The organism is Hymenobacter persicinus (genome assembly GCF_004167665.1).
Classification (GTDB): domain Bacteria; phylum Bacteroidota; class Bacteroidia; order Cytophagales; family Hymenobacteraceae; genus Hymenobacter; species Hymenobacter persicinus.
In genome coordinates this window covers 32,816-49,878 of record NZ_SEWE01000017.1, presented here as the reverse complement: position 1 = coordinate 49,878, position 17,063 = coordinate 32,816, and the positions used below count along the sequence as shown (strand labels likewise).

At 62.1% G+C, this 17,063-nt stretch carries 20 protein-coding genes; 9 read left to right on the top strand and 11 right to left on the bottom strand.

Going from position 1 to position 17,063, the window contains the following annotated elements:
• Positions 1 to 27: 27 nt before the first annotated feature.
• The 3 genes from rimM (at position 28) to rplS (ending at position 1,896) form a co-directional block, all read left to right on the top strand.
• Positions 28 to 639 carry a ribosome maturation factor RimM gene (rimM, locus tag EWM57_RS10045; RefSeq protein ID WP_129921013.1) on the top strand — a complete coding sequence of 204 codons (612 nt, stop codon included), beginning with the start codon at positions 28 to 30 and terminating at the stop codon, positions 637 to 639.
• Positions 640 to 644: 5 nt separating this feature from the next.
• Complete coding sequence (trmD, locus tag EWM57_RS10040; RefSeq protein ID WP_129921012.1) at positions 645 to 1,322, top strand: tRNA (guanosine(37)-N1)-methyltransferase TrmD; 678 nt, start codon at positions 645 to 647, stop codon at positions 1,320 to 1,322.
• A gap of 217 nt (positions 1,323 to 1,539) precedes the next feature.
• Complete coding sequence (rplS, locus tag EWM57_RS10035; RefSeq protein WP_129921011.1) at positions 1,540 to 1,896, top strand: 50S ribosomal protein L19; 357 nt, start codon at positions 1,540 to 1,542, stop codon at positions 1,894 to 1,896.
• 98 nt (positions 1,897 to 1,994) lie between these two features.
• Here rplS and EWM57_RS10030 read toward each other — a convergent pair whose 3' ends face one another.
• Positions 1,995 to 2,390, bottom strand: a complete 396-nt coding sequence (locus EWM57_RS10030; protein WP_129921010.1) for a hypothetical protein — start codon at positions 2,388 to 2,390, stop codon at positions 1,995 to 1,997.
• Between the two features lie 144 nt (positions 2,391 to 2,534).
• On the opposite strand from EWM57_RS10030, the gene EWM57_RS10025 reads away from it, so the two are divergent.
• Positions 2,535 to 5,525 carry a M1 family metallopeptidase gene (locus EWM57_RS10025; RefSeq protein WP_129921009.1) on the top strand — a complete coding sequence of 997 codons (2,991 nt, stop codon included), beginning with the start codon at positions 2,535 to 2,537 and terminating at the stop codon, positions 5,523 to 5,525.
• A gap of 13 nt (positions 5,526 to 5,538) precedes the next feature.
• Positions 5,539 to 6,144 carry an inorganic diphosphatase gene (locus EWM57_RS10020; RefSeq protein ID WP_129921008.1) on the top strand — a complete coding sequence of 202 codons (606 nt, stop codon included), beginning with the start codon at positions 5,539 to 5,541 and terminating at the stop codon, positions 6,142 to 6,144.
• Positions 6,145 to 6,218: 74 nt separating this feature from the next.
• Here EWM57_RS10020 and EWM57_RS10015 read toward each other — a convergent pair whose 3' ends face one another.
• Complete coding sequence (locus EWM57_RS10015) at positions 6,219 to 6,929, bottom strand: hypothetical protein (protein ID WP_129921007.1); 711 nt, start codon at positions 6,927 to 6,929, stop codon at positions 6,219 to 6,221.
• 286 nt (positions 6,930 to 7,215) lie between these two features.
• Here EWM57_RS10015 and EWM57_RS10010 point away from each other — a divergent pair, with 286 nt between their 5' ends.
• From EWM57_RS10010 to EWM57_RS10000, 3 genes are all read left to right on the top strand, one after another.
• Positions 7,216 to 7,623 (top strand): 6-pyruvoyl trahydropterin synthase family protein, encoded by a 408-nt coding sequence (locus EWM57_RS10010; protein WP_129921006.1) that lies wholly within the window; start codon positions 7,216 to 7,218, stop codon positions 7,621 to 7,623.
• The gene (folE, locus tag EWM57_RS10005) at positions 7,616 to 8,287 is read left to right on the top strand and encodes a GTP cyclohydrolase I FolE (RefSeq protein WP_129921005.1); all 672 of its coding nucleotides are present in this window, start codon (positions 7,616 to 7,618) and stop codon (positions 8,285 to 8,287) included. The genes EWM57_RS10010 and folE overlap by 8 nt, the downstream gene beginning before the upstream one ends.
• Positions 8,288 to 8,380: 93 nt before the next feature.
• A complete protein-coding gene (locus EWM57_RS10000) occupies positions 8,381 to 9,298 on the top strand; it encodes a TIGR01777 family oxidoreductase (RefSeq protein WP_129921004.1) in 918 nt (305 codons plus the stop codon).
• An 86-nt stretch (positions 9,299 to 9,384) separates the two neighbouring features.
• On the opposite strand, the gene EWM57_RS09995 is transcribed toward EWM57_RS10000, so the two are convergent.
• The 9 genes from EWM57_RS09995 to EWM57_RS09955 form a co-directional block, all read right to left on the bottom strand.
• On the bottom strand, positions 9,385 to 11,757 hold the full coding sequence (locus EWM57_RS09995; RefSeq protein ID WP_242510034.1) for a transglycosylase domain-containing protein: 2,373 nt from the start codon (positions 11,755 to 11,757) through the stop codon (positions 9,385 to 9,387).
• 147 nt (positions 11,758 to 11,904) lie between these two features.
• Positions 11,905 to 12,240 (bottom strand): hypothetical protein, encoded by a 336-nt coding sequence (locus EWM57_RS09990; protein WP_129921003.1) that lies wholly within the window; start codon positions 12,238 to 12,240, stop codon positions 11,905 to 11,907.
• A gap of 68 nt (positions 12,241 to 12,308) precedes the next feature.
• Positions 12,309 to 12,659, bottom strand: a complete 351-nt coding sequence (locus EWM57_RS09985) for a hypothetical protein (RefSeq protein WP_129921002.1) — start codon at positions 12,657 to 12,659, stop codon at positions 12,309 to 12,311.
• Between the two features lie 12 nt (positions 12,660 to 12,671).
• The gene (locus tag EWM57_RS09980; protein ID WP_129921001.1) at positions 12,672 to 13,073 is read right to left on the bottom strand and encodes a hypothetical protein; all 402 of its coding nucleotides are present in this window, start codon (positions 13,071 to 13,073) and stop codon (positions 12,672 to 12,674) included.
• Complete coding sequence (locus tag EWM57_RS09975; RefSeq protein WP_129921000.1) at positions 13,054 to 13,479, bottom strand: hypothetical protein; 426 nt, start codon at positions 13,477 to 13,479, stop codon at positions 13,054 to 13,056. The genes EWM57_RS09980 and EWM57_RS09975 overlap by 20 nt, the downstream gene beginning before the upstream one ends.
• A gap of 42 nt (positions 13,480 to 13,521) precedes the next feature.
• Positions 13,522 to 13,758 carry a hypothetical protein gene (locus EWM57_RS09970; RefSeq protein WP_129920999.1) on the bottom strand — a complete coding sequence of 79 codons (237 nt, stop codon included), beginning with the start codon at positions 13,756 to 13,758 and terminating at the stop codon, positions 13,522 to 13,524.
• Complete coding sequence (locus EWM57_RS09965; RefSeq protein WP_129920998.1) at positions 13,739 to 15,388, bottom strand: DUF4153 domain-containing protein; 1,650 nt, start codon at positions 15,386 to 15,388, stop codon at positions 13,739 to 13,741. Before EWM57_RS09965 ends, EWM57_RS09970 begins: the two co-directional genes overlap by 20 nt.
• A 52-nt stretch (positions 15,389 to 15,440) precedes the next feature.
• Positions 15,441 to 15,740: a winged helix-turn-helix domain-containing protein gene (locus tag EWM57_RS09960; protein WP_129920997.1), complete on the bottom strand. Its 300-nt coding sequence runs from the start codon at positions 15,738 to 15,740 to the stop codon at positions 15,441 to 15,443.
• Positions 15,741 to 15,844: 104 nt separating this feature from the next.
• Positions 15,845 to 16,480, bottom strand: coding sequence for a hypothetical protein (locus EWM57_RS09955; RefSeq protein WP_129920996.1), 636 nt, complete (start codon positions 16,478 to 16,480; stop codon positions 15,845 to 15,847).
• 92 nt (positions 16,481 to 16,572) lie between these two features.
• Between EWM57_RS09955 and EWM57_RS09950 the strand changes: the two genes are divergently transcribed.
• Positions 16,573 to 17,058: a hypothetical protein gene (locus EWM57_RS09950; protein ID WP_129920995.1), complete on the top strand. Its 486-nt coding sequence runs from the start codon at positions 16,573 to 16,575 to the stop codon at positions 17,056 to 17,058.
• Positions 17,059 to 17,063: the final 5 nt, after the last annotated feature.

Genomic DNA, 17,063 nt, shown 5'->3' with positions numbered 1-17,063 from the left:
TCCCCACCCCGGTAAGCACCCCTGATTATGAACCTCGACGATTGTTACCAGCTGGGCTCCATCGGCAAAACGCACGGCCTGAAGGGCTTCGTGATGGCCTTCCTGGACGTGAATGACCTCGACGATTACCGCAAGCTCAAGTCCGTGTATCTGGAGATGCCCACCGCGCCCGGCAAGCTGACCGAGTACGCCGTGGAAAAGCTCCAGCCCCACGCCGACAACCGCGCCCTGCTCAAGCTTAAGGGCTTCGACACCATCGAAGCCGCCGAGCCCCTGCGCAACGCCAAGCTCTACCGCCCTCTGACCGAACTGCCCGAGCTAGAAGACGACCAGTTCTATTTCCACGACGTGATTGGCTACCTCGTGGTCGATGAAACACTGGGCGAACTGGGCACGGTAGAAACCTTCTACGAGATGCCCCAGCAGGATCTGATGGGCATGCGCTACCAGGGCCAGGAAATTCTGGTGCCCGTGGTGGGCGAAGTCGTGACCCGGGCCGACCACGAAGCCAAGAAGCTGTTTGTGAACCTGCCCGAGGGCTTGCTCGACGTCTACCTCACCCCCGCTTCGCGCGAGAAGGACGAGCCCGACGAGTTCGACGGCCCCGAGCTCGACGACGAGCCGACGGCTAAACAATAAGCGGCATGCGCGTCGACATCGTAACCTGCCAGCCGGAGCTGCTGACCAGCCCGTTCGGGGTTTCCATCGTGAAGCGGGCCCAGGACAAGGGCCTAGCCGAAATTCACGTCCACGACCTGCGGCAGTTTGCCATCAACAAGCACGGGCAGATTGACGATTACGTGTTTGGGGGCGGGGCCGGCATGGTGCTGCGCGTGGAGCCCATTGCGGCCTGCCTGGACGGCCTGCTGGCCCAGCGCTCCTATGACGCGGTTATTTACATGACACCCGACGGCGAAACGCTCCGGCAGCCGCTGGTCAACCGCTTTTCGCTGGCTCAGAACCTGCTCATCCTCTGCGGGCACTACAAGGGCATCGACGAGCGGATCCGCAAGGCCTACATCACCCACGAAATCAGCGTGGGCGACTACGTGCTCAGCGGCGGCGAGCTGGGCGCCGCCATTCTCACCGATGCCGTGGTCCGGCTGCTGCCCGGCGTGCTCGGCAACGAGGAATCGGCGCTGAGCGACTCGTTTCAGGACAACCTGCTGGCCCCGCCCATCTACACCCGGCCCGCGGAGTGGCGGGGCGAGAAAGTGCCCGACATCCTGCTTTCCGGCAACACGCCCCAGATCGAAATCTGGCGGCACGACCAGGCCCTGGAGCGCACCCGCCAGCGCCGCCCCGACCTACTGGGGGAGTGAAGTGAGATAGTGAAACGGCGAGATGGTGAGTGGCTGTTCTGGCGGCGTGGGTGGACGTAGTTCCGCGCCAACGGTGCCAGCAGAATAACACTCACTATTTCACCAACTCACCATTTCTCTCCTTGATTTGTAATCATCAAAACAGAGCGCTATATTTGCGCCTCCTTAAGTGAAACCCCGGGCGGCGGCGCCGTCCTTTTTCTAGTTTTTTTCAGTCATGAGCGTACTACTCGATTTTATCCAGCAGGAGTCCCAGGAGCGCCGCGCCAGCTTCCCTGCTTTCGCCGCCGGCGACACCGTTAACGTGCACGTGAAAATTCGCGAAGGCAACAAGGAGCGCATTCAGCAGTTCCAGGGCGTTGTGATTCAGCGGAAAAACCCCAGCACGAACGGCGAAACCTTCACCGTGCGCAAGATTTCCAACCAGATCGGCACCGAGCGGATTTTCCCGCTGCTGTCGCCCAACATCGAGAAAGTCGAGCTGGTGCGCCGCGGTAAAGTACGTCGCGCCCGTCTGTTCTACCTGCGCGGCCTGTCGGGCAAAGCAGCCAAGATCAAAGAGCGTCGCGGTTAATCGTTTTCCTTCGGGAAAAGATACCAGCATCAAAAAAGCCGGCCCCTTTCCAGGAGCCGGCTTTTTCGTGTTCAGGCATTTGGTGCCAAGCCATTGGCTTAGCTGTTTTGCAGGTCATGCTCGGCAGAGTTGGCGGTGCCGGGGTGCTGCACCTGCTTAGCGGCAGCCAGCAGGGCTTCGCCAAGCTGCTCCACGCGGGGCTTGGTGTTTCCTTCGGCAAAGACGGCGGCCTTGACGGTATTCTCGCCCAGACGATTCAGCAGGCGGCCGATGATGTCCTTGTCGTAGGTGCCCGAGCCCATGTGGGCCTTCAGCTCCTGCAGGTCGACCACGACCTGGTGAAACTCGGGGTTGTTGGCATCCTTGATATCCTGAATCCAGCGCTGCAGGGTGTTGTCGAGGCCGGAACGCTCGGCTCCTTCCTGCAGGTTGCCGGTCAGCAGAGCGGTGGCCGCATCGAGGTGTACTTGGTTTTGAACTTCGGTCTTTTCCATGGCAGCTGGGGGGTTAGGTGATTAGGTTAGCAGCTTATCTTCAGCAGGCTTAACGGCCGGCCCCAACCAGGGTTATCCATACCGCAGCTTTTCCGGGCCGAAAACGTACTTTCGCTGCGCTTTTGTTTTACCTGATTCTCTTACATGAAAAAATTCTTCGCTGGCTTGGTGCTGGCCGCCCTGCCCCTGCTCAGCCAGGCGCAGGCCACTGCCCGCACCGGGTATTGGCAACAGGAAGCCAATTATTCGATTGACGTGACCCTCGACGACCAGCAGCAGCTGCTGACCGGCACCGAGGAAATCCAGTATACCAACCACTCGCCCGACCAGCTCACCTTCGTCTGGTTTCACCTCTGGCCCAACGCCTACAAAAACAACTCCACGGCCTTTGCCAAGCAGCAGCTGCGCAACGGTAAGCGCAAGTTTCAGTTTGCCAAGCCCGAGCAGCGCGGCTTTATCGACCAGCTCGACTTCAAGGTCAACGGCCAGCCAGCCCAGCTCAGCTACGACCCGCAGAACCCCGACATTGCCAAGCTGATTTTGCCCCAGCCCCTGGCCCCGGGCGCCAAGGCCACCATCACTACGCCCTTCCGGGTGAAAATTCCGGACTCCTTTTCCCGCTTCGGCCACGTGGGGCAGTCCTACCAGATTTCGCAGTGGTACCCCAAGCCGGCCGTTTACGACCAGAAGGGCTGGCACCCAATGCCCTACCTCGACCAGGGCGAGTTCTACTCCGAGTTTGGCTCGTTTGACGTGCGCATCACCCTGCCCGCCAACTACACTGTGGGCGCCACCGGCGTACTGCAAAACCCCGACGAGCTCCAGCGCATGGACCAACTAGCGGCGGCCACGGCCCTGAAAAAGACCGAGGCCGACTTCGGCACCGACCTGAAATTCCCGGCCTCGGCTCCTGAAACCAAAACCCTGCGCTACCAGCAGGACCGCGTGCACGACTTCGCCTGGTTTGCCGACAAGCGCTTCAACGTGCTCAAAAGCGGCGTCACGCTGCCTTCGGGCCGGGCCGTGACCACCTGGGTGCTGTTCACCAACTCTGACGCGCTGAAGTGGGTGAAAGGCCTGCAGGAAGTGAACGAGGCCGTGACGTACTACTCGCAGTGGGTGGGCGAATACCCTTACTCCGCCGCTACGGCCGTGGATGGCGCCCTGAGCGCCGGCTCGGGCATGGAATACCCGATGGTGACCGTGACGATGCCCTCGGCCATTATTCACGAAGTGGGCCACAACTGGTTCTACGGTATTCTGGGCTCCAACGAGCGGGACTTCGGCTGGATGGACGAGGGCGTGAACTCCTACGTGGAAAACCGCGTGGCTTCCCGCACCGACTCGCTGGCCGGCGACTTCAGCATGGTGCTCAAGTCCAAGACCGTGGCGGGCCTGATTGGGATTGACGGACTCAATGCTTCGGCCCTGAACCAGCTGCCCTACCAGATGGTCGCCAGCCGCGGCCTCGACCAGCCCGTGAGCGGCGTCACCTCCGCCGACTACGGCATGCTGAACTACGGCTTCATCATGTACGGCAAAACGGCGGCCCTGCTGAAGTACCTGGCCGGCTACCTAGGCCAGGACACGTTCGACAAGGCCATGCACGCCTACTACGACAAGTGGCAGTTTAAGCACCCCTACCCCGAGGACATGCAGGCCGTGTTCGAGGAATCGACGGGGCAGAAGCTGGACTGGTTTTTCAAGGACATGCTCCAGGGTACGGCCCACTACGACGCGGCCGTGTCGGATATGCAGGTAACCGACAGCCAGGTGAAGGTGCTGATCCGCAACGACTCCCCGGCTCCGTTTGCCGTGCCGGTTTCCACCGTGGACGCTCAGGGTAAAATCCTCGAAACCCAGTGGACCCCGCTGATTGGCATTGAAGACGGCGAAGACGAAACCCAGCTCGACTTCCGCCGCGCGGGCGTGGCCGCAGTGGTGGTGGACGCCGCTTATCTGACGCCCGAGCTAAACCGCCGCGACGACCGGATGAAGGTTAGCGGGGCCTTCCGCGGCTTCGAGAAGCTACAGATCAAGCCCCTAGCCAGCGTGGAGCGCTGGGACCGGAGCACCCTGAACTGGGCGCCAGTACTGGGGGCCAACACCTCCGACAAGTTCATGCTCGGCGCGGCCTTCTACAACAGCCCGCTGGTGAATAAAAACCTGAATTACCTGCTCATGCCGATGTACAGCTTCAACCAGAGGGAGCTCAACGGCGTGGCCACGGTCAACGTGAACGTGCTGCCCGGCTCGGTGGCCCGCCAGATCGTAACCGGCCTGACGGTGCAGCGCTTCGAGCGGTACCGCAAGGTGGAGCCCAGCATCACGTTCCTGCTGCCCAAGTCCGCCTTTGACCGGCCCCAGCACATGATTAAGATTGCCAACACGGCCATTAAAAACCAGGACTTCGGGCAAACTTCCAGCATTCAGACCTTGGAGTACGAAGTCAAGGCCGGCAATGCCCTGCAAACTTGGGGCGCCCACGTGGAACTCAACCAGCTCACGTCCTCTATTGCCCAGGAAACCGGCTCGCGCAATGCCGTGCTGCTGCGGGCCGCGGCCAACTACCAGCGCTATTACGCCCGCAAGAAGAAGATTTCGGTGCGCCTGTTCGGGGGCCGCTTCCTGCAAAACGACAGCAGCGGCTTTGTAATGGGCCTGAGCGGCAGCCCCGACTACCGCCGCCAGACGGCCTTCCTGGACCGTCAGCAGATTTCGGATGCCTACACGGCCCAGGTGCACCAGACCGACGACCGGGATGGCGCCTTCAAAGGCTACATGCCGCTGCAAAGCGGTCAGGGCGGCGTGTTCAGCCAGCGCTGGATGAGTACCCTCAACGTGCAGGCCGACCTGCCGGTAACCGGCCTGAGCCTGTTTGCCGACCTAGGTGCTACCCGGGAGTATTTCGCCTTGGCCAACGGCAAAACCCAGGCTCAGCACATCTTCTACGATGCGGGCCTGGTGGTGCCCGTGATTCCAAACGTGCTCCAGCTTTATCTGCCCGTGGCGGGCTCGATGTACGAAAACGGCTTGCCCAGCGGCCGTAAGGACTTCACGGACCGCATCCGCTTCGTGCTCAAGCTCAACCAGCTGAACCCGTTCCGCCTGCTCAACGAGCAATTGGCTCAATAATTTCGTCCTCGCTATGCGCTTTCCCCGCGCTGCTTTCGTGCTTGTTGGCTCTCTGTTGGGCGTAGTCGGCTGCCAGACCGATTACGCCCAGCTGCCGACCTTTTCGGCGGAGCGTAAGCTGCTGCAGGTCGTGGTCGAAATTCCGGCCGGCACCAACCACGAGCAGGTGTATGACCCGGCCACGAAGGAGTTTCGGCGCATTCAGCGCGCGGGTCAGGACCGGCAGGTAGAGTTTCTGCCCTACCCCGGCAACTTCGGCTTCGTGCCCGGCACGCGCACGGCACCGGCCCCCGGCTTTCCGGCGGGCCGGCCCCTGGGCGTGCTGGTGCTGGCCGAAAGCCAGCCCGCGGGTACGGTGCTCGAAGTGCTGCCCATCGGCATGCTGCTGCTCGACGAGGCCGGCCTACTCGAACAGGTGGTGCTAGCCATTCCGGCCCGGCCCAGCCAGCAGATTCTGCCCGAAACCACCACCTGGGCCGAATTTCTGCAGCATTATCCGGCTGCCAAGGAAGTTTTGCGGCTCTGGTTTCAGCACCGCGGCACCCCCGGCGAGGTGCGCATTGTAGGCTGGAAGGATGAAAAGTTTGTCCAGCAGCAGGTCCGGGCGGCCATGCAGTAACAACCCAGCCGGCTTAAACGCAAAAAAGCCCCGCCAGTGCTGGCGGGGCTTTTTTGTTGGGTAGCGGGGCAGTACTACTCAATCTTGTTCATGCGGTCCTTCACGGCTTCCAGGGCTACGCGCATGTTGACAATGTCGGCGCGGGCAGCTTCCTGCTCCTTGAGGTTCATGTCAATCAGGTTGTTGTACTGGAGCAGTTCGGCGGCGTTAGCGGCCAGCTGCTGCTGAATTTCCTGCTTCTTGAGCTTGTTCTTCTCAATGTCCTTCTTGATGGCGTCAGCCTTCGAGATAACAGCCATGTGGTTGTTTTGCGACGATACCAGCGCTTTTTCGGCTTCGGCAACCTGCACGGCCAAGTCTTCGCGGTAGAGCATGCGGGCGAAGTCCTTCAGGTACTTCTCCGACGACTTCCACTGCACCGGCGTGGCATCTTTGCTCAGGTAGGCGTTGCCCAAGTCAATCGACCACCATACGGTGGTACCGGTTGGCGTGGCGTCCACTTTGCTGATAACGCGGATAGGGGTTTTCGAAATGTCTTCGATAACCACGCCGTCCATGGTGTAGACACCTTTATCGGCTTTGAATTTGCTGCCGAACTTTTCGCTCAGCTGTTTCTGCCACGAATCATCGACGCGTTTGCTATCCAGCTGAATCGTAACGCGTTGGCCTTTGCGGGGAATGCCCTTGATGGCCATGTCCGTCTCGTCTACGGGCGACTTTTGGGCGTAGCCCGTCACCGTCATTACACACACCAACAGTAGGGAGAGAAGTACACCTGGTTTCATATTGCAATGAAAAGGTTGAAAAGAAAGAGTTTACAAAAGAAAAGGCCAGCACTATCGTGGGCTGACTGGCTCACCAAATTTAACCAGACTCGCTTGATGTTGATACACCCGCCGATTGATTTTTTTTAAGAAGTCGGGTTTTTATTAAATTAGTTATACACTATATAAATTTTCTGCAACAAACACTCGTGCATCCAAATTATTGCTCTAGAAATCAGTGACTACGCCCTATATAAGGCATTTACCCCCAGCAACAAAACCACCTCCACCCGGTTCCAGTCTGACTATGCCCATCACCGTCTGCCGAAAAGAGCACTTCAACGCCGCGCACCGTTTGCACAATCCCTTGTGGAGCGACGAACACAACCAGCGCGTGTTCGGTAAGTGCAACAACCCTCACTATCACGGCCATAACTACGAGCTTACCGTCCGCCTCACCGGCGAGGTAGACCCGGCCACTGGCTACGTGTACGACCTCAAACAGCTCAGCGACCTGATCAAGCGCGAGATTCTGGATACCTTTGACCACCGGAACCTCAACCTCGACACCGACGAATTTCGCGACCTGAACCCCACGGCCGAGAATATTGCTGTTGTCATCTGGAACCGGCTGCGGGCTCACTTGGAGCCCCGCTTTGCCTTGTCGGTCACGCTGTACGAGACGGACCGTAATTTTGTAGAATACCATGGATAACTCTGCGGCGGCTGCCCCCGACGGCTCCGGCCTTCCCGATACTCACCTCTCCGCCGGGCTGCGCACCCCGCTGCGCCCCGACGCTTTCGCCCTGACCGACGAGGCCAAGATTGCCGGCATTGCCGAGCATTTCCGCGAAATCATGCTGCTGCTGGGCCTCGACCTGACCGACGACAGCCTGCAGGGTACCCCGCGCCGGGTGGCGAAAATGTACGTGCAGGAGTGGTTTAAGGGCCTCGACCCCAAACACCGACCCGACGTGCGACTCTTCGACAACCGCTACGGCTACCAGCAGCTGCTCGTGGAGCGCGACATTACCGTGTTTTCGTGCTGTGAGCACCACTTCGTTCCTATTATGGGCAAGGCCCACGTGGCTTATCTGCCCGGGGAACACGTGGTGGGTCTGTCGAAGCTCAACCGGGTGGTGCAGTACTACGCCCGCCGGCCCCAGGTACAGGAGCGCCTCACCCGCCAGATTGCCGAGGAGCTCAAGCAAACCCTGCACACCGACAGCGTGGCCGTGCTCATCGAGGCCGACCACCTGTGCGTGATGAGCCGGGGCGTCAACGACACGGGCAGCAGCACGCTCACGGCCGAATACGGCGGCGCCTTCGCCACGGACCCGGCCCTGCGGGCGGAGTTTCTGCGCCAGATCGGGAAGTAGCCCCGTCGCTATTTGGCTGGTAGCTGTTAGCTTGCAGCCCGTTTTGCCTCTTCCCCATCCGCAACCCACCCACGCGCTTCCGCTGTTCTTTCCATGTCCCGCAAAGTCCTCATTACCGGTGGTACCGGCCTGATTGGTACCCGCCTCGCGGATATGCTCATCGATGCCGGCTACGAGGTGGCCATCCTGAGTCGGCACCCCAGCCAGAGCCGCTACCGTAGTTTCCGCTGGGACCCCGCCACCGGCACCATCGACGAGGCCGCCGTGCCCTACGCCGACTACATCATTAACCTAGCCGGCTCCAGCGTATCGGACGGCAAGTGGACCCGGGAGCGGAAGCACGAGATTCTGACCAGCCGCCTGCAGGGCACCAGCCTTATTGCCCGTGAACTGGCCAAAGACAACCAGCACGTACGCACGTTTCTGTCGGCCTCGGCCATCGGCATTTACGGCGACAGCGGCGACGCGCTGGTCACGGAAGACACCGCGCCCGCTTCCACCGACGATTTTCTGGTGGACGTGTCGCAACAGTGGGAAAAGGCCGGACGCCGGGTGCAGGAGCTGGGCATCCGCACCGTGCTCATGCGCATTGGCATCGTGCTCAGCCCCGAAGGCGGCGCCCTGGTGCCGCTGGCGCGCACGGTGAAAATGATGGCCGGCGCCCCGTTGGGCTCAGGCAAGCAGTTTATGTCCTGGATTCACCTCGACGACCTCTGCCGGCTGTTTATGCAGGTGCTCGAGGAGCCGCAGTGGCAGGGCACCTACAACGCGGTGGCCCCCAACCCGGTCACGAACCAAGAATTCACCGAAACCCTGGCCGAGGTAATGCACCGCCCATTGGTGCTGCCCAAGGTGCCCGCCTTTGGCCTGAAGCTGATGATGGGCGAGATGAGCGAAATTGTGCTGGGCTCCCAGCGCGTGAGTGCCCAAAAAGTGCTCAACCAGGGCTTCCGCTTCGAGTATCCGGAGCTCCGTGGCGCCCTGGAATCGTTTTACGGGGAAGAAGAGTAACCATAGGCTCAAACCCTAATTTCATAGAAAAGCCCCGCCGAATAGCTCAGCGGGGCTTTTCTATGGAATGAAACCTGTTGTTCAGCCTACAGCTTTAGGCTGTCGGGCAAGGCCCCGCCGCCGTTGTTGAGGTTTTCCAGCAGGTTGTCGGTAGCAATGGTATCGATGGGCACTTCCCGGCGGCGCCGCGGCTCCGACTCCGACACGCAGATGTACTTTTTGGTGATTTTCGTTGTCGGCCGCGGGAAGGGGCCCATGGTGATGTCGAGGTCCTTGTCCTGGTAGAGCTTTTCCATGTAGGCCCCGAAGATGGGCAGCGCCATGCGGCCGCCTTCCCCCTGCTGGGAGCCCTGGAAGTGAATGCTGCGGTCTTCGCCGCCCACCCAGACGCCCGTCACGAGGTCTTTGGTCACGCCCATGTACCAGCCGTCGGAGTAGTTGGAGGTGGTGCCGGTCTTGCCCCCAATCTGATTGTCTTTTTTCCAGAGCTCGTACTCCCACAGCGCCTGGGAGGTGCCCCCGGGCTCGTCCATGCCGCCGCGCAGCATGTAAAGCATCAGCCAAGCCGTTTCCGACGGAATAGCGCGCCGTTGCTTGGGGTCAAACTGCTTGATGACGTTGCCGTTGCGGTCCTCGATGCGGGTAATGTACTGGGGCTCACTCTGGAAGCCATTGTTGACGAAGGTGCTGTAGGCATCCACCATTTCGTACACGCTCACGTCGCCGCCCGAGCCCAGGCCGATGCTGGGCACCGACAGCAGCGGGCTCGTGATACCGACCTTATGGGCGTACTTGACCACGTTGTCCCAGCCGACTTTCTCGGTGAGCTGGGCCGTGACGGAGTTTACCGAGCGGGCCATGGCGTGGCGCAAAGTCATGTTGATGCCGGTGTACTCCCGGGTCACGTTGTCGGGCTTCCACTCCATGGGCTTGCCATTCTCGACGTAGTTGATAGTCACGCGCTGGTCCCGGATTCGGTCGCAGGGCGTGTAGCCGTTGTCGAGGGCAGTCAGGTACACGAAAGGCTTGAAGGTGGAGCCAGCCTGGCGCCGGCCCTGCTTGACGTGGTCGTACTTGAAGAAGCGGTAGTTGATGCCGCCCACCCAGGCTTTCACGTGGCCCGTGAAGGGGTCCATGGTCATCATACCCGCGTGCAGAAAGTGCTTGTAGTAGGCCAGCGAGTCGAGCGGGGACAGCACCAGCGTGGTGTCGCCGTCGCCCTTCCAGGTAAATACCTTCATGGGCCGCTTGGCGTGCAAAGCCGAGTCGAGGCGGGCGGGCTGGCCCTTGTAGCGCGCGGCCAGCAGTTTGTACTGGTCGGTGCGCTTCATCTGGGTTTCGATGAAGTCCGGAATTTCGTGGCCTTCGTCGTCCACCCAGGGGTTGCCACCGCGGTTACGCCAGAAGTTGTCGAAGTCGCGCTGCAGGCGCTTCATGCGCTCCTGCAGGGCTTCTTCGGCGTGGGCCTGCATCCGCGAGTCGATGGTGGTATAGATTTTCAGCCCGTCGCGGTACATGTCGTAGCCGTTGGCCTCGCACCACTTGTTCACAAACTGGCTCACGGCCCCGCGGAAGTACGTATCGGGTCCGTCGATGTGCTTCTCAACGCGGTAGTGCAGCACGATGGGCAGCTTCTGCAACGAGTCGATGGCGGCGGCGGGCAGCACCCGGGCCTGGCTCATGCGCTCCAGCACCACGTTGCGACGCTTGAGGGCGGCATCGGGATGGAAGCGCGGGTTGAAGGCCGTGGGGTTGTTGAGCACGCCCACCAGCATGGCCGCCTCCTCGGGCTTGAGGCTGTCGGCGGAGGTGTTGAAGAAGGTTTTGGCCGCCACCTTGATGCCGTAGGCCGTCGAGCCAAACTCGACGGTGTTCAGGTACATTTTCAGGATTTCCTCCTTGGTGTAGCGCCGCTCGAGCTCCACGGCCGTCAGCCATTCCTTGGTTTTAATGACGAGGATGTTGACCAGCGGAATATGGCCGAGCAGGCCCTTGTCGCCGCGGCGGATTTTGTAAAGGTTCTTGGCCAGCTGCTGACTCAGGGTGGAACCGCCGCCGTTTTTGCCGCCCCCGGCCACGGCCCGGGCCAGGGCCGTCAGGTCGATGCCGGAATGGTCGTAGAAGCGCACGTCCTCGGTGGCAATGAGGGCCTTGATGAGCAGGGGCGAAATCTTGCTGTAGGGTACCGGAGCGCGGTTTTCGCGGAAGTATTTGCCCAGCAGCACGCCGTCGGCGGTGTAGAGCTCCGAGGCCTGCTCCACCCGGGGGCTTTCCAGGTCTTCCAGGCCCGGCGACTTGCCGAACAGAAACAGGAAATTGCTTTTTACCAGGATGGGGTAGAGCAGAAAAATACCCAGAAAAACCACGAAAAACGCCCACACGGTGCGCGACACGAGGTTGGGCCAGCGGCGCGCGGGGCGGGAGGTAGAAGTGGAATTGGGCTGTTCGGGAGCAGACATGCGGAGCGAATTGAGTCGGGTGAGGCCGCAGCCCCGGCAACTAGCCGGCAAATATACCGCTTACCCGCGGCCCGACACGAACGAAAGTAGGGCCTTTAGCCGAATCGGGAGTTAGCCGCAGCCGGGTAGGGCAGCGCACCGTTGGTGTTAGCCCAGCGTAAACGCGACTCCCCAGTAAATGCCGATGGACGCCAGCAGCGCTCCGGCGCAGCCTGCCACGGTAAGAAAACGCCAGCCAGCCTTCCAGAACGGACTGGTTACCTGGTTGGCTAGCTGCCAGGCTACGTAGGGCCCAATCCAGGGCAGCGGCAGCAGGCACAGCCCTACCAGGTAAGCAAACATGCGGCTGGCCACCTGCTCATCAGACAACAAGCCCAGCGTGAAGGGACTGAGTACCAGAACGCCCACCAGCCCGCCCAGCGCCCAGCCCAGCAGCCGCGGGGTAACTCGCCGCATCAGCTGCTGGATTTGGAGGATATTCATGGATGCAATAAGCCAAAGGAACAAGGAAACGGCTGAAAAATAGCATAACTGCCGCAGTTCCCGCCGCTCTAATGGGAAGAAATCCACTCGGCCCACATAAAGCTCATGGCCACCACGCCGCCCGCCGAAGAAAGCACGGCCCCGCCGTAGCCGGCCACCGCCGCCAGCCGCCACACCGTCTGCCAGAAAAAGCTCGCCACCGCGTCGGCCAGGCGCCAGGCTACGCGGGCCGCCAGCCAGGGCAGCGTGAGCAGGCCGGCCCAGAGCAGGGTGATGAACACCGGCCGCGCCAGGGGCGTGTGGGGCCACAGTTCGTGGTGAAAGCCGCTGTTGAGCAGCGCAAAGACGATTACGCCCAGCGTCCAGCCCAGCAGCGGCGGGCATTGGCGCAGCACGAGACGCACGAAATTCAGGAGCATGGCAGCAGCACGTTAGTTGCTCGCAAAGGGCGCGGCGGCGGGCGCGTCGAACAGGGTCAGGCCCAGCACTACCACCCCGAAGCCCCCGACGAGCAGGTGAAACAGCAACCCCAGAATAAACACGAAGGCGCCCTTCATGCCGCGCAGCTCGATGCACTGCCCCAGCCGCCACATCGGGGCCGTGGTCCCCCGGGCTACAATCAGATTGGCGGCAGCCACCAGCGCCAGGGCCGTCCACTCGTTGTAGACCAAGTGAGTAAGCCGCTGCCCGGTTTCGTCGGCGGCGTGGCCGGCGGCGTACCAGGCCGGCAGCTGCACCCAGAGCCAGAGCACAGCTGCCACGGCCACCAGCACGCTCAGGCTGCGGCCGGCGTTGGGCCAGCGCCCAGATTCGTTAAGCGGGGTCAGGCTCATCGGAAGCGGGGTAAGAAGTGGAGTCGGCGGTGAGGGTCGTCAGCAGGCCGCCTGCGCTCAGCAGCGCGCCCAGCGCGTAGCCCAGGCACAGGTAGTCGGCCAGTTCGTGCAGCTCGGCCCTGAGTTCGGTGGAGGCAAACAGCGCCGCGCACAGCACTTCGTGAACCAGGCTACAGGCCCACAGACGGGTGGCGTAGGCCCGACTGCCCTTGCCCCGAACCAGGCGCCAGCGCAGAAAGTACAGCACCAGGCCGGGAATGGGCAGCCCAAAGACCAGCAGGCCGAACAGCAGCAGGAAGTTCATGCCCAGAATGGTGATGGTATCCTTGAGCTGCTGGGCCCCGGCCAGCCAGCGGCCCAGGGCGGTAATTTCGGCCTCCGGGGCCGTAGAACGATTGATTTCCATACAAAATGAAGTAGAAGACGAACTGGAAAAAGCAGGATGCGCTCAGCGACTGGCAAGCAGCTCGGCGCCCTGGGGCGACCAGATCAGCAGCAGCAGAAACACCGCCCCGAGCAGCAGGGCCAGCACGGCGCTGGCGACGGGCAGCACCAGCACCACTAGGCGCTGCCGGCGCACGTCGGGGGCGGCGGCCCGCTCCTGCCAGGCCAGCACCAGGGCCAGTACCGCCACGCCCCCGGCGCAGACCAGCACCATGAGCAGGCTAATTCCGAACTGGAGCATGGCGGGCGGCGCTGACGGGGTGGGTTTCGAAGTATTGCGCGGCCTCGTAGTCGGTCCAGGTGTAGCTGGGCCAGTGGCGCCGGGCCTGCTGGGCCTGGAAGCCCACGATGCGGGCGTGCAGCTGCTGCCGGGCCGTCAGCTCGGGCAGGGGCACCCACACGTCGGGGCCGCCCTCCCGGTTTAGGTCGCGGCCGGCCAGGGAAGCTTCGCGGGCGGCCAGCTCGGGCAGCACCCGGTCGGGCATGTCGAGCAGGAAGCCGTAGTCGACTTGGCGGAAGCGGGGCTGTAGGTTATAGCGCACAATCCAGCTTTCCCAGTTGCCGGCTGCCAGCAGCAGCACGGCGTAAACGGCCAGGGCGTTGAGCCGAACCAGGGAATACGCCGAGCGCCGCTGCCAGATTTTGAGCAGCACCGTAGCCAGCCCGAAGAAGGTCAGCAGCAGAAACCCGCACACCCCGATGCGCTTATAAGCCAGGCCGGTGTACTGGATGTAGTAGTAGTTGCGCAGCGCCACCGACACGGCCAGCACCACATTCTGCAGCACCCACACCGTGGCCAGCCCGCGCAACGTCGGCAGTCCCGGCCGGTAGAAGTTCAGGTTGCGGCGGAAAAACCACAGCACAATGCCCATAGCCAGCAGAATACTCAGAATCAGCACGTAGGTGCCCTCGTGCACAAACTGGGTCAGGTCGAAGCCCGGGGCGGGCACGAAGCCAAACCAGATCCAGCGAATGTCAATGGCATTCACGACCAGCAGCAGCACGTTGACCAGCCCGATCAGGCTCAGGGCCACCAGATACTCCCGGCGCAGGTCCAGCACCCCAAACTCCCGGGGGCGGAAATCGGGCCGGCGCACGGCGAAGGACGCCACCCGGTCGCGGCTGCGGCGCACAAACTCGGCGTAGCGCGACTCCTGGTCGGCAAAAAAGTGGACCGGAATGATAAAGATGGCCCCGGCCGTCAGCAGCAAACCCAGGGCAAAAAACAGCAGGTGGGGAACGGACAGCCGCGCAAAAAGCTGCTCCAGGGCCTGGCTCAGCAGGTCCAGAAACCGGCTGCTCAGGGCGCCGTAGCGGGGGTTGGCCACCACGAACAGCACGTGAAACAATACCAGCGCCGCTAGGGGCACGCCCAGCAGCCGACCGTAGTACCAGCCCCGGCTCACCTGGCCGCCCACGTTGCGCGGCAGCCGCAGCATCTGCCAGAGCCGGCGCGCGGCCGGGCGCAGGTTGCCCGCTCCCGTGAGCAGGGCAAAGCCGACCAGCTTCAGGTGGGCCTGGTTGACGTAGCCCAGCCAGGTTGCCAGCGAGGCCACGCAGCTCAGCCGGGCGGCGTCGGAGCCGTAGTAGGCTACCAAGCCGGCACTGAGCAGCGTGCCCAGGAGCGTCAGCCAGAAGTAGCCCGAGCGCCAGGCAGCCGAAGCTCGCGGCAGGCCGGCCAGTACCGCTCCCACCACGAAAACCGTGTACAGCAGCAGGTTCAGGGCGGCCCGTTCCTGCCAGAACAGCAGGTCGAACAGAATGGCGCCCACCGGCAGCAGCAGCTTTTGCAGGGCCGTGAGCGGAAACGGGGGCACCGGGGGCGTGGCGGCGGCCGGCCAAGCCGCCGCTGAAACTGGGTAGGTAGTCATGATTTATTTTTAAAAAGAACTTTGTGTTTCAAAGTAAATCGGCAAAAAAATATCACGCGGGGCCGCGCAATAACTTTTCGAGGGCCGTCAGGTGGTCCTGAAAGGCGGTTTTGCCTTCCTTCGAGGCCTGGTAGGTGGTGTTAGGTTTTTTACCCACGAACTGCTTGCTGACCAGCACGTAGCCCACCTTTTCCAGGGCCGACACGTGGCTGGCGAGGTTGCCGTCGGTCAGGTCGAGGGCTTCCTTGAGTTCGTTGAAGCTCACTGATTCGTTGGCCATGAGCACCGCCATGACGCCCAACCGCACGCGGTTGTCGAAAGCCTTATTGAGCGTATGGATGAGGTGTTTCAATGTCGTGCGGGATGAGCGGGTGAGGTAGCAAGCGGGTGAGCGGCTGTCGGGCCGGAGCGGGCACCGTCAGAACAGCAAACTCCCCATTTCACCACTCCACTATTTCACCTTTCGTAGCGGTTGTACATAAGCAGGCCGTAGCCGATGTGGCCCAGCCCAAAACCCAGGGCGAAGAAAATCAGGCCCCAGCCGGGCAGCAGCATGGCCACTAGGCCCAGCAGGATCTGGGTCAGGCCCAGCAGGCGAATTTCGTCGAGGGTGTATTTGCTGGCGTTGAGCAGGGCCAAGCCGTAAAACAGCAGCATCCCCGGAATCACAAACGATGCCGCGCCGCGAAGATACAACCCGACGCAGAACAAGCCGCCGGCCGTCAGCGGCACGGCCAGACTCAGCAGCAGCCGGCGGGCCGGAGCGTCCCAGAGGGCGCGGCCGTCCTGGGCGGCCCGGCGGCGGGTGAAGTAAAACGCCACCACCAGCGCCAGTCCGATCATGCCCAGCGCCAACGTCAGCAGCGCAGGCAGGGCCTGCTGCCGCTCCTGGGCCGAGCCCTCCACCAACCGCAAAAATGCCTGGGCCCCGTAGTGGGTGTGCAAGTACCAATGGCCGGTGGCCGCGCCGGCCAGTGCCACCACCCCCGCTCCCACTCCCGACAAGCCGCTGAGCGACAAAAAGCGGGAAGAGCGCTCCATGATGGCGCGAATCTCGGTGAGTTGGGCTAGTGGATCGGTAGCTGGCTTCATATTTTCAGAGCACTTTGTATTGCAAAGCTAATACTACCAGGTTACAATCCAAGCTCCCGCCGATTAACCTGCGAAAAAAATCACCTCGGCCCATGACTCCTGTCCCTCCCCTACTTCCGCGCCGTTGGCGGCCCCTGGGTTGCCTGCTGCTGACCACGGCGGGGCAATACGTCCTCATCCTATCGGTCGGGACCTTGCTGGCGCTGGTGCCGGGGGTTGGCTTCGACCAAGCTGAGCCGACGCAGGAGCCCGGCGAAGAGCTCGGCGGGTTGCTGCTGCTGACGTACATGGCCCTGCGCTTTTCCTGGCCGGCTTTTCTGGGGCTACTGCTCACGCTGACCCTGCTGCGGACTCGCGGCCGGCGCTGGCCGGTGTGGCAGCGCGGCCTGCTGCTGCTGGGCCTAACCCTGGCAGCCGCGTTACCCGTACTGCACCTGCGGGCGGCGTGGTCGGAGCTGCTTGACGTTAGCCTGGCCTGGTCCGTAGCCGTGTGCCGGCCCTGGCTGGTGGCAGCTTACCTGCTGACTCCCTGGTTAAACCGCCGCTACCTGCGCTCCATTTCTTCCGTCACGCCCTGATATTG